Genomic DNA, 21985 nt, shown 5'->3' with positions numbered 1-21985 from the left:
GAATCGGGTCGGCCCCGCCTGACCTGCATATTTGCCTAGTTCGCCAGGTCCATGCTAACGCGTGGCCTATACATTGAAGCGGAACTCCACCACGTCCCCGTCCTGCATGACGTAGTCCTTGCCCTCCATGCGGGCCTTGCCCTTGGCTCGGGCCTCGGGGACCGAGCCGGTTTCGAGCAGGTCGGCGAAGGAGATGACCTCGGCCTTGATGAAGCCCTTCTGGAAGTCGGTGTGGATCACACCGGCCGCCTCGGGGGCCGTGGCGCCCTTCTTGATCGTCCAGGCGCGGGACTCCTTGGGGCCGGCCGTGAGGTAGGTCTGCAGGCCGAGGGTGTCGAAGCCGACGCGGGCGAGGGTGGCCAGGCCCGGCTCGTGCTGGCCGACGGACTCCAGCAGCTCCAGGGCCTCCTCCTCGTCCAGTTCGGCGAGGTCCGCCTCCAGCTTGGCGTTGAGGAAGATCGCCTCGGCGGGGGCGACCAGGGCGCGCTGCTCGTTCTTGAAGTCCTCGTCGATCAGTTCGTCCTCGTCGACGTTGAAGACGTAGAGGAAGGGCTTGGTGGTGAGCAGGTGCAGGTCGTGGAGGAGTTCGTTGCGCTCCGTGCCCTGGACGATGCCGTGCGCGAAGAGCGTGTCGCCCTTCTCCAGGATCTCCTTGGCCTCCTCGACCGCCTTGACCTTGGGGGCCACGTCCTTCTTGATCCGGGACTCCTTCTGGAGGCGGGGAAGGACCTTTTCGATCGTCTGGAGGTCGGCGAGGATCAGCTCGGTGTTGATCGTCTCGATGTCGTCCTTCGGCGAGACCTTGCCGTCGACGTGCACGACGTTCTCGTCCTTGAAGGCGCGGATGACCTGGCAGATCGCGTCGGACTCACGGATGTTCGCGAGGAACTTGTTGCCGAGGCCCTCGCCCTCGGAGGCGCCGCGCACGATGCCGGCGATGTCGACGAAGTCGACCGTGGCCGGAAGGATGCGCTCCGAGCCGAAGATCGAGGCCAGCTGGGCAAGGCGGGCGTCGGGGACGCCGACCACGCCGACGTTCGGCTCGATCGTGGCGAACGGGTAGTTGGCCGCCAGCACGTCGTTCTTGGTCAGGGCGTTGAACAGGGTCGACTTGCCGACATTGGGCAGGCCGACGATTCCGATCGTGAGCGACACGTTGCGACTTCCCGTAGATGAGTGGGCGATGAGTGGGCCAGAAGAGGGTGCCAGGGGCCAGAGACCGACACTGGCCGATCCCCCAGTTTACGGCGTCCGCAACCACCGGCTCGCGGGAGCTTCGAACGCCTGGCCAAGCTCTTCCCACCGGCGTGTCTGATGGGTGATTCGACACATAAGCAGACCTAAGTTGGTCCAGTGGAGCAACACAGATCGCGACCCTCGAACGACGGACCGCGACGTGGCGCGCCGCAGCCCGCGCACCTGCCTCCGCAGGCCCGGCGCCAGCCGGGCGGCGAGGGCGGGCCCGGGGCGGGGGCACAGCGGCGGGACCGCGTCGCACGACAGGCACGGGCCGCCCGGCAGGGTCCGGGACCACGGTTTCCGAACCCCCGGCTCACCGGGCTCGGCAGCGGGCTGTTCTGTACCGTCGTGATGTTCCTGCTCGGCTGTCTGGACGCGCTGCTGTTCGGCGGTGCCCTGCCGGTGTACGGCGTGCTGTTCGTGCCGGTGTGCGTGCTGACCGCGCTGTGGGTGCGGGCCGGGGACGTGCTGACCGCCCCGGTGGTCGTACCGGTCGCGTTCGCGGTGGGGCTGGTGCCCGTCGTCGACGGCAACGGGGGGCTGCTCGGCCAGCTGATGGGACTGTTCACCGGACTCGCCACCCAGGCCGGCTGGCTGTACGGCGGGACGATCATCGCCGGAGTGATCGCGCTCGTACGCCGGGTGCGGTGGGTGCGGCAGCGCCGGCGCCGGACCTGAGCGGGACCCCCCGCGGCCCATCACGGCCCCGGTGTCGCAGGGCCCGCGACACCCTGGCGCCCGGGCCGCCCGGCCTACGCCAGCTGGGCCGCTCTCATCGCCGCTCCCACGATCCCCGCGTTGTTCTGCAGCTGTGCGGGGACGATCTCGGCCTTGATGCCCTCGATGAAGTGCAGGAACTTGTCGGCCTTGCGGCTGACCCCGCCGCCGATGATGAACAGCTCTGGCGAGAACAGCATCTCCACATGCGCCAGATACTTCTGGACGCGGTGCGCCCACTGCTCCCAGCTCAGGTCGTGGTCCTCCTTGGCCTTGCTGGAGGCCCGCTTCTCGGCGTCGTGGCCGTGCAGTTCGAGGTGGCCCAGCTCGGTGTTGGGGACGAGGGCGCCGTCCACGAAGACGGCGCTGCCGATGCCGGTGCCGAAGGTGAGCAGGATGGCCGTGCCCTTGCGGTCCCGGCCGGCGCCGAACTGCATCTCGGCGACGCCTGCCGCGTCCGCGTCATTCAGGACGACCACGGGCAGGCCGCCCAGTCTGCCGGCGAACAACGCGCGCGCGTCGGTGTCGATCCAGCTGCTGTCGACGTTCGCCGCCGTACGGACCATGGCGCCGCCCGTGACCACTCCGGGGAAGGTCAGCCCGACCGGGCCGGTCCAGCCGAAGTGGTCCACGACCTGCTTCACCCCGTCCGCCACACCGTCCGGTGTCGCCGGGTGCGGGGTGAGCACCTTGCAGCGCTCCTGGGCCAGGTCGCCCTTGTCCAGGTCCACAGGGGCGCCCTTGATCCCGGATCCGCCGATGTCCACGCCGAAGATCTGCATGGCACTACGTTACGACGGACGACTGACAGTCACTTCCCGGAAGTGCCGGTGCCGCCGCGCTCGGCGGCCAGGGTGGCCGCCTCCTCGCGCAGGTCGCGGCGCAGCTCCTTGGGCAGCGAGAAGGCGATGGACTCCTCGGCCGCCTTGACGATCTCCACATCGCCGTAGCCGCGCTCGCCGAGCCACTCCAGCACCTGCTCGACCAGGACCTCCGGGACGGAGGCACCGGAGGTGACGCCGACCGTCGTCACGTCCTCCAGCCAGGCCTCGTCGATCTCGTCGGCGAAGTCCACGAGGTAGGCCTCGCGGGCGCCGGCGAGCTTGGCGACCTCGACCAGCCGCTTGGAGTTGGAGGAGTTGCGCGAGCCGACGACGATGACCAGCTCGGCCTCGGCGCCCATCTGCTTCACGGCGAGCTGGCGGTTCTGCGTGGCGTAGCAGATGTCGTCGCTGGGCGGCGAGACGAGCCCCGGGAACTTGGTCTTCAGGGCGTCGACGGTCTCCATGGTCTCGTCGACGGAAAGGGTGGTCTGCGACAGCCAGACGATCTTCGACGGGTCGCGGACCTCGATCTTGGCGACGTCCTCGGGGCCGTCGACGAGCTGGATGTGGTCGGGGGCCTCGCCGGAGGTGCCGATGACCTCCTCGTGGCCCTCGTGTCCGATCAGGAGGATGTCGTAGTCCTCCTTGGCGTACCGGACGGCCTCCTTGTGGACCTTGGTGACCAGGGGGCAGGTGGCGTCGATGGTGGCGAGGCGGCCCTGCCGGGCCTCCTCGTGCACGACCGGGGCGACGCCGTGCGCGGAGAACATGACGATGTTGCCCGGCGGCACCTCCTCCGTCCGTTCGACGAAGACGGCACCCTTCTTCTCCAGGGTCTGCACGACGTACTTGTTGTGGACGATCTCGTGCCGCACATAGATCGGGGCCCCGTACTGTTCGAGGGCCTTCTCGACGGCGATCACCGCGCGGTCCACACCGGCGCAGTAGCCCCGGGGGGCGGCGAGCAGGACACGGCGGGCAGGCGAAGCGGTCATGCGTCCCATCGTAAGGCCGCCTTCGGCGGCGCAGAGATCGCGTGCCCGCTGCCGTGCGGGCAAGACTATTGACATGTCCGACACGGAAGCCACGGCGTCCCCGGCGGATGAGCACCACGAGCTGCGGCGCAGCCTCGGCTTCCGGGATCTCGTGGTCTACGGGCTTCTCTTCATCGCCCCCATGGCGCCGGTCGGCGTCTTCGGCACGCTGGACGCCAGGTCGCACGGCGCGGTGGCGCTGGTGTACGCGGTGGCCACGGTCGCCATGGGGTTCACCGCATTCAGTTATGCGCAGATGGTGCGGGTGGTACCGCAGGCGGGGTCGGTGTTCGCCTACGCGCGCGTGGCGCTCGGCGAGGAGGCCGGGTTCATCGCGGGCTGGATGGCGATGCTGGACTACGTCCTCATCCCGGCGGTGGCGTATCTCTTCTCCGGGATCGCGATGAACGCGCTGGTCCCGCAGGTGTCCCGGTGGGTGTGGACCGCGCTGGCCGTCGGCGTCACGACGCTGCTGAACCTGTGGGGCGTACGGGCGGCCGCGGTCGTGGGGTTGCTCGTCCTGGCCATGGAGATCGTCGTGCTGCTGGTGTTCGTGGTGGCGGCGAGCGTGGCGCTGGCGCGGGACGGGGCGCACCGGGGCCTGTGGTCGCCGTTGTCGGGTGACGGCACCCAGGGGCCGTTCACGCTCGCGGCGGTGATCGGCGCGGTGTCGGTGGCGGTCCTGTCGTATCTGGGCTTCGACGCGATCGCGACGTTCGCCGAGGAGGTCACCGGGGGTTCGGCGAGGGTGGCGCGGGCGCTGCTGTCCTGTCTGGCGCTGGCGGGTGTGCTGTTCGTGGCGCAGACGTACCTGGTGGCGCTGCTGGAGCCGATGACGTCCGCGCGGCTGGCCGCCGCCCCCGGCAGGCAGGGCGCCGCCTTCTACGACGCCGTGGACGTCTCCGTGGGCGGCTGGCTGCACGATCTGGTGGCCGCGAGCAAGGCGATCGGGGCGGCGTTCGCGGCGCTGGCCGGGCAGGCGGCGGCGGGGCGTCTGCTGTTCGCGATGGGCCGGGGCGGGCGGCTGCCGCGGGCGCTGTCCCGGACGGACGGCGGAGTGCCGCGGGTCGCACTGCTGTGCTCGGCGGTGGTCACGCTGCTGGCGGCGGGGTGGGCGGCGCGGCGGGGCGACGGCCTGGACAAGCTCGTCTCGGTGGTCGACGTGGGCGCGCTGACGGCGTTCACGCTGCTGCACGCGAGCGTGGTGGGTTATTTCGCGGTACGGCGGTGGGGGCGGGGGCCTGTGAGCTGGTGGCGGCATGTGGTGGTGCCGGTGGTGGGGGCGGCGATCACGGTGGCGGTGATCGTGGCGGCGAGCGGGGTGGCGCAGGTGGTGGGGGCGGTGTGGCTGGGCGTCGGCTTGGTGGTGCTGGTGGGGCAGCGGGGGCGGGTGGAGGCGTCCGGGTAGCTGGGCGAGGGGGCTGGCGAGGGTGGGTTTTCGCTTGCCCGCGACGGGGGGTGCCGCTGCGACGGCGCGGTGTCCGATCGCGCGCCCGGCGGCGCGTCCCCGATGTCAGTACTCTCCGTTACGCTCGGCCGCATGGCTGTGAACACGACCCCTGAGGCGCCCCTGCCCGTAGGTGAGGTCTCCCGGCTGATCGGGGGGTGGATCGATCGGCTCGGTGCGGTGTGGGTCGAGGGGCAGATCACGCAGTTGTCACGGCGGCCCGGTGCCGGGGTCGTGTTCCTGACGCTGCGGGATCCGTCGTACGACATCTCGGTCAGCGTCACCTGCTACCGGCAGGTGTTCGACACCGTCGCGGACGTCGTCGGCGAGGGCGCCCGCGTCGTCGTACTGGCCAAGCCGGAGTGGTACGCACCGCGCGGGCAGCTGTCGCTGCGTGCCGCCGAGATCAGACCCGTGGGTGTCGGCGAGCTGCTGGCCCGGCTGGAGCGGCTGAAGAAGGCGCTCGCGGCCGAGGGCCTGTTCGCGCCGGAGCGGAAGACACCGCTGCCGTTCCTGCCGCAGCTGATCGGGCTGGTCTGCGGCCGCGCCTCCGCCGCGGAGCGGGACGTGCTGGAGAACGCCCGGCACCGCTGGCCCGCCGTCCGCTTCGAGGTGCGCAACGTCCCGGTGCAGGGTGTGCACGCCGTCCCGCAGGTCGTGCAGGCCGTCAAGGAGCTGGACGAGATCGAGGACGTGGACGTGATCATCGTCGCGCGCGGCGGCGGCAGCGTGGAGGACCTGCTGCCGTTCTCCGACGAGCAGCTCGTGCGGGCCGTGGCCGAGTGCCGTACGCCCGTGGTCTCCGCGATCGGGCACGAGCCCGACAATCCGCTGCTGGACCACGTCGCCGACCTGCGCGCCTCCACGCCCACCGACGCCGCCAAGAAGGTCGTGCCGGACGTGGGCGAGGAGTTCGAGCGGGTGCGGATGCTGCGGGACCGGGCCCGGCGGTGCGTGAACGCGTATCTGGAGCGGGAGGAGCGCGGGCTGGCGCATGCCCTGGCCCGGCCCTCGATAGAGGATCCGCACCGGATGCTCGACGAGCGCGCCGAGCACGTGACTTCCCTCGCCGAGCGCAGCCGGCGCACGCTCGGCCATCTCCTGGACCGTGCGGACTCGGAGCTGAGCCACACGCACGCGCGCGTGGTGGCCCTCTCCCCCGCGGCCACGCTCAGGCGCGGCTACGCGGTACTGCAGAAGGCGGACGGGCATGTGGTGCGCGGCCCGGACGAGGTGACGGAGGGCGAGGCGCTGCGGGCCCGCGTCGCCGACGGCGAATTCACAGTGAAGGTAGGCGAATGACCGACAAGGTGGGCGAAGCGCTCTCGTACGAGCAGGCGCGGGACGAGTTGATCGAGGTCGTACGACGTCTGGAGGCGGGCGGTACGACGCTGGAGGAGTCCCTGGCGCTGTGGGAGCGCGGCGAGGAGCTGGCCAAGGTGTGCCGGCGCTGGCTGGAGGGGGCGCGGGCCCGGCTGGACGCGGCGCTCGCCGAGGAGGCCGAGGAGGCGGACGCCGAGTAGGCATCACCCCGGGGTTGTGAAGCGGGTCACCACACCCCGAGTTTTGTTGAAGGTTGAACTTCGCTGGCGTAAGGTCATGCTGTCAGCCGATCCGGACCACGGTCCGGTTCGTCGGATCAAGACGCACCTAGGAAGTCCACGCATGTCTCTCGTTCTTGACCCCGCCGCCCAGGACCTGCTGTTCCGCGAGGCCCGCACCGCGAACACCTTCACCGACGAACCGGTCACCGAGGAGCAGGTCCAGGCGATCTACGACCTGGTCAAGTACGGCCCGACCGCCTTCAACCAGAGCCCGCTGCGCATCACCCTCGTCCGCTCCCCCGAGGCCCGTGAGCGCCTGGTGAAGCACATGGCCGAGGGCAACCAGCCGAAGACGGCCACCGCCCCGCTGGTCGCGATCCTCTCCGCGGACAACGAGTTCCACGAGGAGCTGCCGACCCTGTTCCCGCACTTCCCGCAGGCCAAGGACGTCTTCTTCAGCGAGCGTCCGGCCCGTGAGGGCGCCGCCACGCTGAACGCCGCCCTGCAGGCCGCCTACTTCATCGTCGGCGTCCGTGCCGCCGGCCTCGCCGCCGGCCCGATGACCGGCCTCGACTTCGAGGGCGTCCGCAAGGAGTTCCTGGACGACGACCACACCCCGCTGATGGTGGTCAACATCGGCAAGCCGGGTCCGGACGCCTGGTTCCCGCGCTCGCCGCGCCTGGCGTACGACGACGTCGTCACGACCGTCTGAGCGCCCCGCGCACGGAAAGAGGCCCCCAGCACCGCCGGGGGCCTCTTTTCCTGCGCGTGGGCTCACCACGCGCGGGAGCTCACCGCGTCTTCAGCGCCGACGCGAACTTCGTCAGGTCCGCGAAGGACGCTGTGCCGGCCACCACCGTGGTGGAGCCGGACCCGCCGTTCAGGACGAGGGCGTCGTAGCGGCCGCCCGTGTAGCGGGTCCAGGTGCGGCCGTCGATCGTCTCGGTCTGCTTCGTCGCCGACGCGCCCTGGCTGGCGTCGTCGATGAAGGCGGCCGGCTTCTGCGTGGACTGCTCGATCTGCACGTACTGGCTGTCCGGGGTCTGGAAGCCCAGGTGCCAGCGGTCGCCGTTCTCGCCCTGGAAGCGCACGGAGGTCGCCTTCCAGGCGCTCGGCAGGCCCTCGGGGGCGGCCACCGGGTAGGTCGCCGCGCGGCGGGCCGTGAGCAGTTCGACCCGGTAGTCGACCCGCTTGAGGTCGGGAGCGTGATCGTCGTGCGGGATGGCGAAGAACCAGACGCCCGCCGCCGCGATGCCGATCAGGGCCAGGGAGAGAACCATGTCCCGGGCCGTCTTCTGCTTGCCGTTCGAACCTGCCACGCCTTCTATCGTCGCAGGTGCCCCAAGCGCTCATCCGTGGGGTCCCCTGCTCATTTTGTCTGCCTAACGATAGAGTCAGGGCCAATACCCTCATCCGGCCGTCGTCGTATCAGAAAGGTGCGCTCCGATGACCGAAAATCATCACCTGCCGTCCGAGCTAGATGTTCCCTCCGAGGCTCCCGACCGCAACCTCGCCCTGGAACTCGTCCGGGTGACCGAAGCCGCCGCCATGGCCGCGGGGCGCTGGGTGGGGCGCGGTGACAAGAACGGCGCCGACGGTGCCGCGGTGCGCGCCATGCGGACCCTCGTCTCCACCGTGTCGATGAACGGCGTCGTCGTCATCGGCGAGGGCGAGAAGGACGAGGCGCCGATGCTCTTCAACGGGGAGCGGGTGGGCGACGGCACCGGTCCGGAGGTCGACATCGCGGTCGACCCGATCGACGGCACCACGCTGACGGCCAAGGGCATGCCGAACGCGATCGCCGTCCTGGCCGCCGCCGAGCGCGGCGCCATGTTCGACCCGTCCGCCGTGTTCTACATGGACAAGCTGGTCACCGGCCCGGAAGCGGCCGACTTCGTCGACATCGACGCGCCCGTGGCCGTGAACATCCGGCGGATCGCCAAGGCGAAGAAGGCCACGCCCGAGGACGTCACCGTCGTCATCCTCGACCGGCCGCGCCACGCGGGCCTGATCAAGGAGGTCCGGGAGGCCGGCGCGCGCATCAAGCTGATCTCCGACGGTGACGTCGCCGGCTCGATCTACGCGCTGCGCGAGGGCACGGGCGTCGATCTGCTGCTCGGTGTCGGCGGCACGCCGGAGGGCATCATCTCGGCCTGTGCCGTGAAGTGCCTGGGCGGAACGATCCAGGGCAAGCTGTGGCCCAAGGACGACGAGGAGCGGGCGCGGGCCATCGACGCCGGGCACGATCTGGACCGGGTTCTGACGACCGACGACCTGGTGTCCGGGGAGAACGTGTTCTTCGTCGCCACCGGGATCACCGACGGCGAGCTGCTGCGCGGGGTCCAGTACCGGTCGGAGACCGCGCTGACCGAGTCGATCGTGATGCGGTCGAAGTCGGGGACCGTGCGGCGCATCTACTCCGAGCACCGGCTGAGCAAGCTGCGGGCCTACAGCGCGGTCGACTTCGACCGGGCCAAGTAGGTCCGGAGACGAGAAGGCGCCCCCTGTGCGGAGGGGGCGCCCTCATCGACGCTCAGCCCGCTATGCGGTTCGCCGTCGCCCTCGCCGCCTTCTTCAGCTCCATCTCGCGGCGGCGGCGCCTCGCCAGGACCACGCGGCGCTCCGCTGCCGTGAGGCCGCCCCAGACGCCGTACGGCTCGGGCTGCAGGAGGGCGTGTTCGCGGCATTCGACCATCACCGGGCAGCGGGCGCAGACGCGCTTGGCCGCTTCCTCGCGGGACAGCCGGGCGGCGGTCGGCTCCTTCGACGGGGCGAAGAACAGGCCCGCTTCATCACGCCGGCACACCGCCTCGGTATGCCAGGGAGCCTCTTGATCCCTGTCCCTCGCTGGCACCCGCTGGGCCGGAACGGCAGCGACCTGCAAGGACGAATGCGGCGGTTGCAGCACGGTCTACTCCTGACGACGGCTTCGCGAGCGAGAGACGATGCAGCAAGGCCTACCCGCTGTGCGCGCGCCTATGCACAGCGTTCCCAACCGCAGGCGCGCGACGGCTCGTTCGCGCCCCTCGGTGGCGGCTCAGCAGGAGTGGAACGCTCCGTTCACCGGCGGATTCGCGAGCGTCAACGGCCCAGGTGTTTGCGCAGCTTCCGGTCGACCTTGTCCTGGACCCGCTCCAGCTTCCGGTCGACCTTGTCCTGGACCCGGTCCAGGATGTCCGCCACGCGCTTGCCGCGCTTGGGGCGGGCCTCGACATTGCCGAGCACGGCCCAGCCGTCGACGTAGACGACGGGGGCGTCGGCGTCGACCGAGTCCAGCGTGTCCACCTCGAAGTTGCCGAGGACGCCGCCTCCGGTGCCGCGCAGCGACACGTTCTCCGGGACGCGGATCTGGACGTCGCCGAAGACCGAGACGGCCTTGATCACGACCTGCTGGTACTCGAAGATCGCCTCGCTGAGGTCGATCTCGACGCTGCCGAAGATCGAGTACGCGTGGAGCCGGCGCCCGGCGCGCCAGCGGCCCCGGCGCACCGCGCTGCTGAAGACGGCGACGACGTTGGCATCCGCCTCGTGCGGGATCGCGCCCGGGGCGGGGCGGGGCGGCACGGGTGTGTAGGCGGGGGCGGCGCCGCCCTGGTGGGCCGCCGGCAGATCCCGGATGAAGACCTCCAGCTCGCCCACCGTCTTGGCGGCGAGGACACCCTCGACCCGCTCGGCATGCTCGTCGGCGGTCAGCCGGCCCTCGGCCAGGGCCTCACGGAGTATCTCGGCGATGCGGTCACGGTCGGCGTCCGAGGCACGCAGCTCGGAGACAGGTGCTTCGGTGTGCTTCTGAAGGTCCACGACAACAGCGTACCGAAACGCGATAGATCGCGACTAGGGGCTGTGGAAAACCCCGGCGTGTCGAACTGAGCCTTACCTCACAGGTTCCCTGTCGGCGGCAGGTTCTACGCTGGTGAGGCCCGCCAGCGTCGGCGGGCCGCCGTCCGTCAGAGTGAGGAATGGGCTGAGATGCCTGAGTTCGCGTACACCGACCTGCTCCCCCAGGGAGCGGACACCACCCCGTACCGGCTGGTGACGTCCGAGGGCGTCTCCACCGTCGAGGGCCCGGACGGGCGGACGTTCCTCAAGGTGGAGCCGGAGGCGCTGCGCAAGCTGGCCGAGGAGGCCGTCCACGACATCCAGCACTATCTGCGCCCGGCCCACCTGGCGCAGCTGCGCCGCATCATCGACGACCCGGAGGCGTCGGGCAACGACAAGTTCGTCGCGCTCGACCTGCTGAAGAACGCGAACATCGCGGCGGCGGGCGTGCTGCCCATGTGCCAGGACACCGGCACGGCGATCGTGATGGGCAAGCGCGGGCAGAACGTGCTGACGGAGGGCCGCGACGAAGAGGCGCTGAGCCGCGGCATCTACGACGCCTACACCAAGCTCAACCTGCGCTACTCGCAGATGGCTCCGCTCACCATGTGGGAGGAGAAGAACACCGGCTCCAACCTGCCGGCCCAGATCGAGCTGTACGCCACCGACGGCGGCGCCTACAAGTTCCTGTTCATGGCGAAGGGCGGCGGTAGCGCCAACAAGTCCTTCCTCTACCAGGAGACGAAGGCCGTCCTGAACGAGGCCTCCATGATGAAGTTCCTGGAGGAGAAGATCCGTTCGCTCGGTACGGCCGCCTGCCCGCCGTATCACCTGGCGATCGTCGTCGGCGGCACGAGCGCCGAGTACGCGCTGAAGACCGCGAAGTACGCCTCCGCGCACTACCTGGACGAGATCCCGGCCGAGGGCTCGCCGCTCGGGCACGGCTTCCGGGACAAGGAGCTGGAGGAGAAGGTCTTCGAGCTGACCCAGAAGATCGGTATCGGCGCGCAGTTCGGCGGCAAGTACTTCTGCCACGACGTCCGCGTGGTCCGCCTGCCCCGGCACGGCGCGTCCTGCCCGGTCGCCATCGCCGTGTCCTGCTCGGCCGACCGCCAGGCGGTCGCGAAGATCACCGCCGAGGGCGTCTTCCTGGAGCAGCTGGAGAGGGACCCGGCGCGCTTCCTGCCGGAGACGACCGACGAGCACCTCGACGAGTCGTCCGACGTGGTCAGGATCGACCTCAACCAGCCGATGGACACGATCCTCGCCGAGCTGACCAAGTACCCCGTCAAGACGCGGCTTTCGCTGACCGGCCCGCTGGTCGTCGCCCGTGACATCGCGCACGCGAAGATCAAGGAGCGGCTGGACGCGGGCGAGGGGATGCCGCAGTACCTGAAGGACCACCCGGTGTACTACGCGGGCCCGGCGAAGACCCCCGAGGGCTACGCCTCCGGTTCCTTCGGTCCGACGACGGCCGGCCGCATGGACTCCTACGTGGAGCAGTTCCAGGCCGCGGGCGGCTCCAAGGTAATGCTCGCCAAGGGCAACCGCAGCAAGCAGGTCACCGACGCGTGCGACGCCCACGGCGGCTTCTACCTCGGCTCCATCGGCGGCCCGGCCGCCCGCCTGGCCCAGGACTGCATCAAGAAGGTCGAGGTCCTGGAGTACGAGGAGCTGGGCATGGAGGCGGTCTGGAAGATCGAGGTCGAGGACTTCCCGGCGTTCATCGTCGTGGACGACAAGGGCAACGACTTCTTCACCGATCCGTCGCCCGCGCCCACGTTCACGTCCATCCCGGTACGCTCGTCCTGATGTGGCGGGTCGCCCTCGGGCGGCCCGAGGATCGCCACCAAGACCCGGCTCCGCAGCCGACGTTCACTCAATCTCAGAGCCCCTGGCCCGCCGCCAGGGGCTCTGCCCGTTTCCGGCGCTGTCGTGGCATCAGGATCGGAAGCGGTTCGGAAGCGGCGAAACCGGCTCCAGCCCGGCGGATGTCGGGCAAGGTAGCTCCGTTCGTACCGAAGAGACGAGCGAGACCCGGCGGTCTGCCGGGAGCTGCGAGGACCCATGAACCACATCTACAAGCCTCCGAGCTTGTTACCCTTCGCCGGCCAGGAGCGGACATACGCGCTGATCATCGCCGGTGTCCCGCTTCTGCTCATCCTGCTGACCGGCGTCCTGCCCCAACTGGCCTCGGACGACGGCGACTCCAAGGGCACGGCCGTGACCGGCAGCGGCGGCTACTCCTACCAGCCGTCCGCCACGGATCCGGCGACACCGGACATATCCACGACGTACGGCACGACGACAAAGGCGTCCGCTCCCGGCACCGGCGCCACGGACCTTTCGCCGAGTCCGCTCGCCACGACGGGCACGGACAGCGCGCGGAGCACGGACAGCACGGCCGGCACCGAGGGCACGGCCGATCCCGCCGCGACGGTCAACGGCTACTTCAGCGCCATCAACGGCCACGACTACCGGACCGCCTGGGCGCTCGGCGGCAAGAACCTCAGCTCGTCCTACTCCTCCTTCGTGGCGGGCTTCGGCAACACCGGGCAGGACCTGGTCACGGTCGACTCGGTCCAGGGCACGACCGTCTCGGTCACCCTCGTCGCCCGGCAGACCGACGGCACCCAGAAGTCGTACAGCGGCCGGTACACCGTGGTGGACGGGGTCATCACCGCCGCCTCGATGACCCCCGCCGGCTGAGCAGAGCGGAGCAGTCCAGACATGGCCAGTGACATCCTTTCCCTCTCCGTTCCGCCGCCGGACCCGACCGGGCGCGCCCCGGGCCGCCCGTCCGGGGACGCCACGAGCAACGCCACCCGACTGCTGTGCGCCGGTACCTACCTCGACCCGGTGTACCGCGCCACGGTCATCCGCGAGCTGCTGACCCACCGGTTCCGGGTGGTGGCACCGTCGTACGGGTACGACGCGGTTCCGGTGCTCGCGCACGCCCTGGCGGCGCGCCGGCTGCACCGTGCCCGGCTGGCCGTTCTCGGCGCGGGCCTCGTCGTCACGTTCGCCCTGATGGTCTCCGGCGTGCTGAACGAGTTCGCCGCGTCGCTGACGATGCTGTGGCTGGTGTGGGTCACCGCGTATCTACGGCGGGTCGTCACCCTGCAGACCCTCACGAGCCGGCTGCGCGGCCGCACCGACGCGGCAGGCCGGAAGGCCGGGTTCGACGGCGCCTATCCCGACCATCCCCGGCTGACGGCCGAGCTGGTGGCCAAGATCGACCGGGAGCAGACGTCGGACGGCAGTCTGATCTGCTACGGCGGCTACAAACCGTTCGTCGGCGCGGGCCAGCAGGTGCGGCGCTGGTCGAACGCCGAGCTGCTGATCGGGGCGCCGGCCCCGGCGTTCGAGCAGCACCAGCACGGACCGGGCATGTCCCGGGCCGCGGCAGGCCAGGAGCCGAAGCGGAAGGAGGTCATCGCCTTCACCGCCGAGGAGATCACCGCCTATGTCGGCGACCGCATGACCGCGGAACTGCGCGACCGGGCACGCGAGGCGGAGCGGATCGACGGACTCGCCGTCGAGCGGTCCACGTTCACCACGGCCGTCACGACCCGTCTCGGGGTGTGGGAGCCGGTCCGGGAGCGCCTCGGCGGCGGCTGGGAGGACGGCTACGGCTCGCAGCGCGCGTATCTGTGCGTCCGGGTGGGCTCGTGGAACCAGGAGCTGGTCACCACGGCGTTCGTCGGTTTCGACCTCAAGGGCAACACCCTCCACACCGAGTTCTACTCGTATGTGCTGGCGCCGATCGAGGCGAGCTTCCATCTGGTGGACCGGCTCCCCGCCGCCCTGAACGGCCGGCTGCTGCTCAGGGTCGCCTGGCACACCCTGCGCAGCACCCCCGAGGCCGCCCTGCGTCCCGCCCTCACCCGGCTGCGCGCACTGCTGCCCGGCCTGCTGCCCTGGCGGTGGGGGAAGACCCTGATCCGGGTGCTGCAGCCGCCCGACACCAGCGAGTTCCGCCTCGGCCGCTACGCGGACACCGTGCTGAACCGCGGGGCGCTCACCAGCATCCGGGAGATGGCGACCAGCGACGACTTCCACGTCTTCTTCCAGGAGACGGACACGATCAAGTACACGCAGATCGTGGAGCGCCAGCTGCTGCAGGTCGTCCGTGACTTCCTGCACGAGCACAACGTGGACCTCGCCGAGCACGAGGCGCGCCAGACGAACATCCTCAACAGCTACGGCGACAACAACAACTTCGTGAACAACAACAGCGGCACCGTCAACTCCGGGACGCAGAACTTCCATCGCGGCACCGACGGCGGCGGCCAGGGGGCGGGATCCTCATGACCGGAACCGGGCACCACAACAACTTCGTGAACGACAACAGCGGCAACGTCAACTCGGGAGAGCAGAACTTCTACGACGGTGCACCGCCCGCCGCCCCGCAGCAGCACGCCGCTCCCGGTCCCTCCCCGGACCGCGGCCGCAATGTCTTCGTCGTCCACGGACGCGACGAGGAGGCGCGGATGAAGGTCTTCGACCTGCTGCGTCTGCTCGATCTGCGTCCGCTGGAGTGGGAGGACCTGGTCAGAGCCACGGGCAAGACGGCGCCGTTCCTCGGCGAGGTCATCGCGCAGGCCCCCGCTCAGGCCCAGGCGGCGCTGGTGCTCCTCACCCCGGACGACGTCGTCCAGCTCCATCCGGACCTGCGGGGCCCGAACGAGCCGCCGTACGAGAGCGAGCCGACCGGTCAGCCCCGGCCGAACGTGCTGATCGAACTGGGCCTGCTGCTGATGGCCTACCCGGAGCGCACGCTGCTGGTGGAGATCGGCGCGCTGCGCACGATCTCCGACATCGCCGGCATGAACGTCATCCGGTTCGACGGCACGGCGACCGCCCTGGGCAAGGTCGTCGAACGGCTGAAGCTGGCGGGCTGCAAGGTCAACGACACCGGCTCGGACTGGCGCCAGACCTGGCCGTACACCCATCTGTCGGCGTACGGCCGCACCGGGCGGGCCGTGCCGCCGACCCGCTGAGCCGCGGTACGGGCCCGCTGACCGGGGGAGGGCCCGTACCGCACGGGTGGGCCCTGGGCGGGCGCCCGGTGTCACACATGGCGCCGGGCGCCCGCCGCCAGGGTCGCCAGGAAGGCACCGGTCTCCTGCAGGTCGATCCGGCCCAGCTCGCCGGGGCGGACCAGCACGCGCAGTTCGCGGCAGACGGTCCGCTCCCAGGAGTGTGCGACGAACGAGAGCAGGATCAGCCGCAGCAGGCTGTCCTCGTCGAGGTCGTGCAGCCGGGCGAGCCCCGCGCCGGTCAGCGGCATGGTGACGCGTTCGAGCTGGGCGTGCCGGTGGACGGCGTCCCACAGCCGGTCCAGGCCGAACCACAGGTCGTGCACGCTGGAGGAGGCGACGCAGTCGTTGCCCATGCGGCTGTAGGCGACGGCGAAGACCAGCCGCGGCCGGCTGCCCAGGGTGGCGACGGTCCCGATCGGATACCGGTCCCGCTTGCCCCGCGGCTTGTCCCGCGCGCTCTCCCTCGCCAGCGGGGCCACCCCGTGCAGCGCGGCGGCCAGTTCCGCGTCCAGTCGCGGGGCGTCCCCGTCGTAGCGGCGGGCGAGCAACTGGCCCTGCACACTGCCGTCGTTGATGACGACGCCGTCGTCCACGCGGGTGTCGAAGGTGTCGGTGAACCCGACCACCAGATGGCCGGGCTGGTCGAAGAGGTCGCCCTCCTCGACCACCACCGTCATCGCGGGGCGGCGGAACTCCTGCCGTACCGCGGACTGCGGCCGCGCCCGGGCGAGTCCCCAGGCCAGGCAGAGGGCGGCGGAGGCGGCGAGGACCATTCCCGGGCGGGACACGGCACGGGGGTACAGCTGCCCGACGAACTGCACGAAGGCCGACACGGCACCGAAGGCCGCCAGCACACTGCCCAGGAACATCCGCCGTCCGCGGCGCGACCCCGGGAGCCGCAGCGTCGGTCGCGGTCGTACGGGACGGAACGGCGGGCTCCAACCGGTCCATCGCAAACCGGACAATCGCATGATTCCCTCCAGGTCCCCTTGGTACGCTGACGGACAGTCACGCGGCAGAGGGGGCGAGGCGCGTGCAGACCCTTACATCCTGCGTACGCGTGAGCGTCCTGGGCCCCGCCCGGCTGGACGTGAACGGCACTCCGGTACGCCTCACCCCGCTGACGGCCCGTCTGCTGGTCCGCCTGGTCGCCGCCGAGGGCGAGGCCGTGACCGCGCGCCGGCTGTACCGGGACGTGTGGCAGCCGACCGTCGAACTGCCGCGCCAGGAGCTGCGCAACCGCAACGAGGTGCAGAAGCGGATCCTGGAGCTGCGGCGCGCTTTCGACCTCGCCGGGCCCGGCCGCGGCGCCCGGATCATCCGTACGGGACAGCTGCCGTCCGGGCGCGGCACCCAGAGCACCTACCAACTGAACCTCGCCGAGGACGAGTTGGACAGCACGGAGTTCACCCGTCTGATCTGCGACGCGCTGCGCGCGGCACCGGCCTCCGCGGTCCGGCTGCTCGCGGAGGCGCTGCGGCTCTGGCGCGGCCGGCCGCTGACCGAGGTGCACGAGGAGGAGTTCGCGCTCGCACCGGTCAGGCGGCTGGTCCAGCTCCGGGAGACCGCGCTGCGGGAGCTGGTCCACGGACACACCGCGCTGGGCCGCTACGACCTGGCGCTGCCGGTGGCCGAGCAGACGGCCCTGGAGCGGCCGGGCGACCCCGAGGCCGCCGCCGTCCTCGCCCGGCTGAACGCCCGGCTGCGCGAGCGGCACGGCGACGAGCTGCTGCGCCACACCCTGCGCGGGCTGCGGGTGGACGTCGTGGTGGTGCGCGGCGACCTGTTCGACCAGCAGGACACCAATCTGGTCGTGGGGTTCTCGGACACCTTCGACACCTTCGCCGACGACGTCGTGATAAGCCGGGAGAGCGTGCAGGGCCAGCTCGTCGACCGGCTCTTCGGGGGCCGGCACCGGCTCCTCGACGACAAACTGCGCCGCGGCCTCGGGGCGTTCACCCCGCTGGCCACGGAGAGCGTCCGGGCGAAGCGGCGCGGCCGGCGCATCCGCTATCCCATCGGTACGGTGGTGGCGGTGCCCGTCGGCACCCGCCGTGTCTTCGCGCTGGCCTACTCCCGCCTGGGCAACGATCTGCGCGCCCGGTCCGGCCCGGCGGACCTGCGGCTGAGCCTGGACCGGCTGTGGCCGACGGTCGCCCTGCACGGGCTGTTCAAACCGGTGGCGATACCGCTGATCGGCATGGGCCTGTCCCGGATCGTCGAACTCGACCGGACCCAGCTCGTGCTGATGATCGTGGAGACCTTCATGCAGAGCCTGCGTCAGGATCCGGCCGTCTCCCCGGAGTTGCGCATCGTCGTCCGCGCCGACGACCTGGAGCGGACCGATCTGTCGGCGGTGGAGGCGTTCTTGCGCGGGGCGGACGAGCGGGGGCCGGCTTACCCGCCGGCCACGGTGCGTTGATCGGGTCACTCCCCCAGCAAAGGTCCCCGTGCGCTTCCGCCGACAGTCGTCGCCCGCTTCCGAAACGCTTCCGGTCCGCGTCGGCTAGCCGAGCCGCTGGTCCGGCGACCCGTCGCAGTTCTGCAGCCGGACACGGTCCTTCGCCGCGGCCTGGGTGAGGCACAGCCCCGGTGCCGCCGCCGGGCGGATGGTCCCCGAGTCGCGGAGGAACTGCTGGTTGGTGCCGCCGTGGCAGTTCCAGACGATCAGGCCGGTGCCCGCGGTGTAGGCGCCGCCCGGCACGTCCAGGCAGCGGTCGTGGGTCAGCTCCAGGTGCAGGGAGCGCTGTCCGGGGTCGTACCACCAGCCCTGGTTACGGCCGCCGTGGCAGTCCCAGCCGATCACCTCGGTGCCGTTCGCGCTCGAACCCCCGGACGCGTCGAGGCAGTTCCCGGTGGCCTGGTCGGTCAGCGGCCGGAAGGCGTCGTCCCAGGCGCCCGGGTACAGCTTGGGACTGCCGGTGCTTGCCGGGTCGGCGCAGCCCGCCTCGCGGTAGCCGGAGTCGTAGAACTGGGTGAGGCAGGACGCGAAGGCGCCGTGGCCCCGGTAGTCGGGGTGGAAGGACTGGCGTACCGAGTTGGAGTCGGGCGGGAAGGGGTTGGTGAGGTCGATGTACAGGCCGCGCGCCCAGGCGTCCTCCATGCAGACCTCGTGGCCGTGGAAGAGGCGGGAGTTGTCGAGGTAGGAGGCGCCGCTCTCCTCGGCGGCCCTGCGCATGCCGCGTTCGAAGAGCGGGACGGCGGTGTTGCGGCCCCAGGCGGCGTCGGAGTCGTAGCCCATGCAGCCGCCGGGGAGCTTGCCCGGGAAGTTCGGGTTGTCGTGGATGTCGGGGCCGATGGGGCTCGGGTAGCCCATGAGGACGAGTGTGTAGTCGTCGTCGCCGTAGCCGGCGTCCCGCATGACGGTCCTCAGGTCGGCGACGGTGGCCTCCACCTTCGGGACCAGGCCGTCGACGCGGGCCTGCCAGCCGGGCGCGTACTTGGGTTCGCAGGGGCCCTGGAGGGTGACGTAGCGGGTGACGCAGTCGGTCATGACGGGGCCGAACTGAAGGTCGTCGTTGGCGCCGATGCCCAGCACGATCATCTTGATCCGGGTGTTGCGGGCCTTGATGGCGAGGCTGTCGCTCTGGACGAGTTCGTCGGCGTACTGCTTGCTGCCGCCGATGCGGATGTTGCCGGTGGAGGCACCCGAACAGGCGACGTTGTAGGTGACGTCCGCAGGGATGCCGGTGCGGTGGATGGCGGAGTCGGGCGAGCGGTGGCACCAGTTGTCCGGGCCGTCGGTGCCCGGTTCGTAGGTGCCGACGCCCTCGCCGGAGATCTCGCTGTCGCCGAGGGAGATCAGCGCGGTCTTGCGGTCGGCCGGGGGCCGCTCGGCGGAGTCGCCGTAGAGGGCGGTGGCCTCGGCGGCGCGGATCCTCTCCAGGCCGGCCGGCAAGGGGGTGGAGGTCGGGGCCGCATGGGCGGCGGGGGCCGCGAGGCCCGCGAGCACGGTGGCGGTCGCCGCGACAGCGACGGCCGTACATCTGATCCTGGACCTGACGCGTTGCATGACGCCTCCCCGAAGCAGGTGTTACTCCGGGTATTTACTGGCGAGTAGTCACAGAGGGAATACACATGCGGCGACAAGTGCTCACCTTTTCGGAGGTACGACGATGACGAGCGAAGAGCCGCGGTACCGGATCGAGCACGACTCGATGGGTGAGGTCCGGGTCCCGGCCCATGCCAAGTGGCGGGCCCAGACGCAGCGCGCCGTGGAGAACTTTCCCGTGTCCGGGCAGCGGCTGGAGCGGGCGCACATCGAGGCGCTGGCCCGGATCAAGGCGGCCGCCGCGAAGGTGAACGCCGAACTCGGCGTCCTGGACAAGGAGATCGCCGAGGCGATCCAGGAGGCGGCCGCCGAGGTCGCCGCGGGGGCCTGGGACGAGCACTTCCCGGTGGATGTGTTCCAGACCGGTTCCGGGACCTCGTCCAACATGAACACCAACGAGGTCATCGCGACCCTGGCGAGCGAGCGGCTGGGCCGGGACGTGCACCCCAACGACCATGTCAACGCCTCGCAGTCGTCCAACGACGTGTTCCCGTCCTCCCTCCACATCGCCGCCACCGCGGCCGTCACGCACGATCTGATTCCGGCGCTGGCGCACCTGGCGGCGTCCCTGACCCGCAAGTCCGAGGAGTTCGCCGACGTCGTGAAGTCGGGGCGGACGCATCTGATGGACGCGACGCCGGTGACGCTGGGCCAGGAGTTCGGCGGGTACGCCGCCCAGATCCGCTACGGCATCGAGCGGCTCGACGCCTCCCTCCCCCGCCTCGCCGAGCTGCCGCTGGGCGGCACCGCCGTCGGCACCGGCATCAACACCCCGCCCGGTTTCTCCGCCGCCGTCATCCAGGAGGTGGCCCGGGCCACCGGGCTGCCGCTCACCGAGGCCCGCGACCACTTCGAGGCGCAGGGCGCCCGGGACGGGATCGTGGAGACCAGCGGACAGCTGCGGACCATCGCGGTCGGACTGACCAAGATCGCCAACGATCTGCGCTGGATGTCCTCCGGGCCCCGCACCGGGCTCGCCGAGATCCGGCTGCCCGATCTTCAGCCGGGCTCGTCGATCATGCCGGGCAAGGTCAACCCGGTCGTACCGGAAGCCGTGTTGATGGTCGCCGCCCAGGTCGTCGGCAACGACGCCACCATCGCCACCGCCGGGGCCGCCGGGAACTTCGAGCTGAACGTCATGCTCCCGGTCATCGCGAAGAACGTGCTCGAATCGATCCGGCTGCTCGCGAACGTCTCGCGGCTGCTGGCCGACCGGACGGTCGACGGCATCACCGCGGACCGGGAGCGGACCCGCGAGTACGCCGAGTCCTCCCCCTCCGTGGTCACCCCGCTCAACAAGTACATCGGCTACGAGGAGGCCTCGAAGGTCGCCAAGAAGTCCCTCGCCGAACGGAAGACGATCCGCCAGGTCGTGCTGGAGGGCGGGTACGTCGAGCGCGGCGAGCTGACCCTGGAGCAGCTCGACGAGGCGCTGGATGTCCTGCGTATGACGCGCCCGTAACCGCCGGCGAACCTTTCCGGCCACCGGCCCGGACCCGTGATGTGCACCGCAGCGTCGTATGCCTACGGCACCTAATATCTGTCCATGACGGACGACGGAGCGGTGACACGCGTGGACGGGGGACCTGTGCCCCACTGGACCCCCGGGACCCGGATCCTGTGGCGCTACCGGGAGAACGCCGGCGAGCACTTCCACATCGCCCGGCCCGTCACCGTCGTACGCGACGACGAGGAACTGCTCGCGGTGTGGCTGGCCCCCGGCACCGAGTGCATGAAGCCGGCCCTGGCCGACGGCACGCCCGTGCATCTGGAGCCGCTTCAGTCCCGCTACACCAAGCCGCGCACGGTGCAGCGGGACCTCTGGTTCGGCACGGGCGTGCTGAAGCTGGCCCAGCCCGGCCGGCCCTGGTCTGTGTGGCTTTTCTGGGAGCCGGGCTGGCGGTTCAAGAACTGGTACGTCAACCTTGAGGCGCCCCTGGCCCGTTGGGCGGGCGGGGTGGACTCCGAGGACTACTTCCTGGACATCTCCGTGCACCCGGACCGCAGCTGGCACTGGCGCGACGAGGACGAGTTCACGCAGGCCCAGCGGGACGGGCTGATGGACGCGGCCACCGCCGAGCGGGTCCGGGCGGCGGGACGGGACGCGGTGGAGGTGATCGAGGGCTGGGGGACGCCGTTCGCGGATGACTGGCAGTACTGGCGCCCGGATCCGTCCTGGGCGGTACCTTCTCTCCCCGAGGACTGGGACCGTACACCCGCGCACGTGTCCTCATGAGACCCTTGATGCGCCCCCGGGCACAAAAC

The 21985-nt window shown here is 70.6% G+C and carries 21 protein-coding genes; 13 read left to right on the top strand and 8 right to left on the bottom strand.

The genetic code is table 11. The annotated features are described in order from the left end of the window. Window positions 1-66: 66 nt before the first annotated feature. Entirely contained in the window at window positions 67-1155 is a 1089-nt protein-coding gene (ychF, locus tag AB0L75_RS24170; RefSeq protein WP_365184241.1) for a redox-regulated ATPase YchF, read from the bottom strand. A gap of 198 nt (window positions 1156-1353) precedes the next feature. Between ychF and AB0L75_RS24165 the strand changes: the two genes are divergently transcribed. Beyond that, window positions 1354-1917: a DUF6542 domain-containing protein gene (locus AB0L75_RS24165; protein WP_365184238.1), complete on the top strand. Its 564-nt coding sequence runs from the start codon at window positions 1354-1356 to the stop codon at window positions 1915-1917. A gap of 74 nt (window positions 1918-1991) precedes the next feature. Here AB0L75_RS24165 and ppgK read toward each other — a convergent pair whose 3' ends face one another. Both ppgK and AB0L75_RS24155 read right to left on the bottom strand, forming a co-directional pair. Continuing rightward, a complete protein-coding gene (ppgK, locus tag AB0L75_RS24160) occupies window positions 1992-2738 on the bottom strand; it encodes a polyphosphate--glucose phosphotransferase (protein WP_365184235.1) in 747 nt (248 codons plus the stop codon). Window positions 2739-2767: 29 nt separating this feature from the next. Beyond that, window positions 2768-3784: a 4-hydroxy-3-methylbut-2-enyl diphosphate reductase gene (locus AB0L75_RS24155; protein WP_365184232.1), complete on the bottom strand. Its 1017-nt coding sequence runs from the start codon at window positions 3782-3784 to the stop codon at window positions 2768-2770. 64 nt (window positions 3785-3848) lie between these two features. Here AB0L75_RS24155 and AB0L75_RS24150 point away from each other — a divergent pair, with 64 nt between their 5' ends. The 4 genes from AB0L75_RS24150 to AB0L75_RS24135 all read left to right on the top strand — a co-directional run bounded on the left by AB0L75_RS24150 (window position 3849) and on the right by AB0L75_RS24135 (window position 7517). Beyond that, window positions 3849-5222, top strand: coding sequence for an APC family permease (locus AB0L75_RS24150; RefSeq protein WP_365184230.1), 1374 nt, complete (start codon window positions 3849-3851; stop codon window positions 5220-5222). A 132-nt stretch (window positions 5223-5354) separates the two neighbouring features. Beyond that, window positions 5355-6563, top strand: coding sequence for an exodeoxyribonuclease VII large subunit (gene xseA, locus AB0L75_RS24145; protein WP_365184227.1), 1209 nt, complete (start codon window positions 5355-5357; stop codon window positions 6561-6563). Continuing rightward, on the top strand, window positions 6560-6784 hold the full coding sequence (locus tag AB0L75_RS24140; RefSeq protein ID WP_365184224.1) for an exodeoxyribonuclease VII small subunit: 225 nt from the start codon (window positions 6560-6562) through the stop codon (window positions 6782-6784). The genes xseA and AB0L75_RS24140 overlap by 4 nt, the downstream gene beginning before the upstream one ends. 142 nt (window positions 6785-6926) lie before the next feature. After that, window positions 6927-7517, top strand: coding sequence for a malonic semialdehyde reductase (locus tag AB0L75_RS24135; RefSeq protein WP_365184221.1), 591 nt, complete (start codon window positions 6927-6929; stop codon window positions 7515-7517). A gap of 79 nt (window positions 7518-7596) precedes the next feature. Here AB0L75_RS24135 and AB0L75_RS24130 read toward each other — a convergent pair whose 3' ends face one another. After that, on the bottom strand, window positions 7597-8124 hold the full coding sequence (locus tag AB0L75_RS24130) for a DUF4245 domain-containing protein (protein ID WP_365184218.1): 528 nt from the start codon (window positions 8122-8124) through the stop codon (window positions 7597-7599). Between the two features lie 127 nt (window positions 8125-8251). Between AB0L75_RS24130 and glpX the strand changes: the two genes are divergently transcribed. Continuing rightward, window positions 8252-9286, top strand: coding sequence for a class II fructose-bisphosphatase (gene glpX / locus AB0L75_RS24125; RefSeq protein WP_365184216.1), 1035 nt, complete (start codon window positions 8252-8254; stop codon window positions 9284-9286). A 52-nt stretch (window positions 9287-9338) separates the two neighbouring features. Here glpX and AB0L75_RS24120 read toward each other — a convergent pair whose 3' ends face one another. Both AB0L75_RS24120 and AB0L75_RS24115 read right to left on the bottom strand, forming a co-directional pair. Beyond that, window positions 9339-9713 (bottom strand): WhiB family transcriptional regulator, encoded by a 375-nt coding sequence (locus AB0L75_RS24120; protein ID WP_365184213.1) that lies wholly within the window; start codon window positions 9711-9713, stop codon window positions 9339-9341. A gap of 173 nt (window positions 9714-9886) precedes the next feature. After that, window positions 9887-10606 (bottom strand): DUF1707 domain-containing protein, encoded by a 720-nt coding sequence (locus AB0L75_RS24115; protein WP_365184210.1) that lies wholly within the window; start codon window positions 10604-10606, stop codon window positions 9887-9889. Between the two features lie 168 nt (window positions 10607-10774). Here AB0L75_RS24115 and AB0L75_RS24110 point away from each other — a divergent pair, with 168 nt between their 5' ends. From AB0L75_RS24110 to AB0L75_RS24095, 4 genes are all read left to right on the top strand, one after another. Further along, window positions 10775-12436, top strand: coding sequence for a fumarate hydratase (locus tag AB0L75_RS24110; RefSeq protein ID WP_365184207.1), 1662 nt, complete (start codon window positions 10775-10777; stop codon window positions 12434-12436). Between the two features lie 255 nt (window positions 12437-12691). Beyond that, entirely contained in the window at window positions 12692-13333 is a 642-nt protein-coding gene (locus AB0L75_RS24105) for a hypothetical protein (RefSeq protein ID WP_365184204.1), read from the top strand. A gap of 21 nt (window positions 13334-13354) precedes the next feature. Continuing rightward, a complete protein-coding gene (locus AB0L75_RS24100) occupies window positions 13355-14938 on the top strand; it encodes a hypothetical protein (protein ID WP_365184202.1) in 1584 nt (527 codons plus the stop codon). Next, on the top strand, window positions 14935-15627 hold the full coding sequence (locus AB0L75_RS24095; RefSeq protein ID WP_365184199.1) for a TIR domain-containing protein: 693 nt from the start codon (window positions 14935-14937) through the stop codon (window positions 15625-15627). The genes AB0L75_RS24100 and AB0L75_RS24095 overlap by 4 nt, the downstream gene beginning before the upstream one ends. 71 nt (window positions 15628-15698) lie before the next feature. Here the strand turns inward: AB0L75_RS24095 and AB0L75_RS24090 are convergent, their stop codons facing one another. Continuing rightward, window positions 15699-16538: a macro domain-containing protein gene (locus AB0L75_RS24090; protein WP_365184197.1), complete on the bottom strand. Its 840-nt coding sequence runs from the start codon at window positions 16536-16538 to the stop codon at window positions 15699-15701. A 191-nt stretch (window positions 16539-16729) separates the two neighbouring features. On the opposite strand from AB0L75_RS24090, the gene AB0L75_RS24085 reads away from it, so the two are divergent. Beyond that, a complete protein-coding gene (locus tag AB0L75_RS24085) occupies window positions 16730-18091 on the top strand; it encodes a macro domain-containing protein (protein WP_365184195.1) in 1362 nt (453 codons plus the stop codon). A gap of 84 nt (window positions 18092-18175) precedes the next feature. Here AB0L75_RS24085 and AB0L75_RS24080 read toward each other — a convergent pair whose 3' ends face one another. Beyond that, complete coding sequence (locus AB0L75_RS24080) at window positions 18176-19681, bottom strand: ricin-type beta-trefoil lectin domain protein (RefSeq protein WP_365184193.1); 1506 nt, start codon at window positions 19679-19681, stop codon at window positions 18176-18178. A gap of 103 nt (window positions 19682-19784) precedes the next feature. On the opposite strand from AB0L75_RS24080, the gene AB0L75_RS24075 reads away from it, so the two are divergent. Next, on the top strand, window positions 19785-21182 hold the full coding sequence (locus AB0L75_RS24075; RefSeq protein ID WP_365184191.1) for a class II fumarate hydratase: 1398 nt from the start codon (window positions 19785-19787) through the stop codon (window positions 21180-21182). A gap of 84 nt (window positions 21183-21266) precedes the next feature. Continuing rightward, window positions 21267-21956 carry a DUF402 domain-containing protein gene (locus tag AB0L75_RS24070; RefSeq protein ID WP_365184189.1) on the top strand — a complete coding sequence of 230 codons (690 nt, stop codon included), beginning with the start codon at window positions 21267-21269 and terminating at the stop codon, window positions 21954-21956. Window positions 21957-21985: the final 29 nt, after the last annotated feature.

It is taken from the genome of Streptomyces sp. NPDC052101 (assembly GCF_040680235.1).
Lineage (GTDB): Bacteria > Actinomycetota > Actinomycetes > Streptomycetales > Streptomycetaceae > Streptomyces.
Note: the sequence above shows the minus strand (reverse complement) of the source record. Positions and strands in the feature narration are given on the sequence as shown.

Coding starts and splice junctions, on each gene's coding strand:
- AB0L75_RS24090 (WP_365184197.1), bottom strand. CDS start 16,538: ATGTTCCTGGGCAGTGTGCTGGCGGCCTTCGGTGCCGTGTCGGCCTTC.
- AB0L75_RS24070 (WP_365184189.1), top strand. CDS start 21,267: ATGACGGACGACGGAGCGGTGACACGCGTGGACGGGGGACCTGTGCCC.
- xseA (WP_365184227.1), top strand. CDS start 5,355: ATGGCTGTGAACACGACCCCTGAGGCGCCCCTGCCCGTAGGTGAGGTC.
- AB0L75_RS24110 (WP_365184207.1), top strand. CDS start 10,775: ATGCCTGAGTTCGCGTACACCGACCTGCTCCCCCAGGGAGCGGACACC.
- AB0L75_RS24105 (WP_365184204.1), top strand. CDS start 12,692: ATGAACCACATCTACAAGCCTCCGAGCTTGTTACCCTTCGCCGGCCAG.
- AB0L75_RS24100 (WP_365184202.1), top strand. CDS start 13,355: ATGGCCAGTGACATCCTTTCCCTCTCCGTTCCGCCGCCGGACCCGACC.
- AB0L75_RS24080 (WP_365184193.1), bottom strand. CDS start 19,681: ATGCAACGCGTCAGGTCCAGGATCAGATGTACGGCCGTCGCTGTCGCG.
- AB0L75_RS24095 (WP_365184199.1), top strand. CDS start 14,935: ATGACCGGAACCGGGCACCACAACAACTTCGTGAACGACAACAGCGGC.
- AB0L75_RS24140 (WP_365184224.1), top strand. CDS start 6,560: ATGACCGACAAGGTGGGCGAAGCGCTCTCGTACGAGCAGGCGCGGGAC.
- ppgK (WP_365184235.1), bottom strand. CDS start 2,738: ATGCAGATCTTCGGCGTGGACATCGGCGGATCCGGGATCAAGGGCGCC.
- AB0L75_RS24075 (WP_365184191.1), top strand. CDS start 19,785: ATGACGAGCGAAGAGCCGCGGTACCGGATCGAGCACGACTCGATGGGT.
- AB0L75_RS24135 (WP_365184221.1), top strand. CDS start 6,927: ATGTCTCTCGTTCTTGACCCCGCCGCCCAGGACCTGCTGTTCCGCGAG.
- glpX (WP_365184216.1), top strand. CDS start 8,252: ATGACCGAAAATCATCACCTGCCGTCCGAGCTAGATGTTCCCTCCGAG.
- AB0L75_RS24155 (WP_365184232.1), bottom strand. CDS start 3,784: ATGGGACGCATGACCGCTTCGCCTGCCCGCCGTGTCCTGCTCGCCGCC.
- AB0L75_RS24150 (WP_365184230.1), top strand. CDS start 3,849: ATGTCCGACACGGAAGCCACGGCGTCCCCGGCGGATGAGCACCACGAG.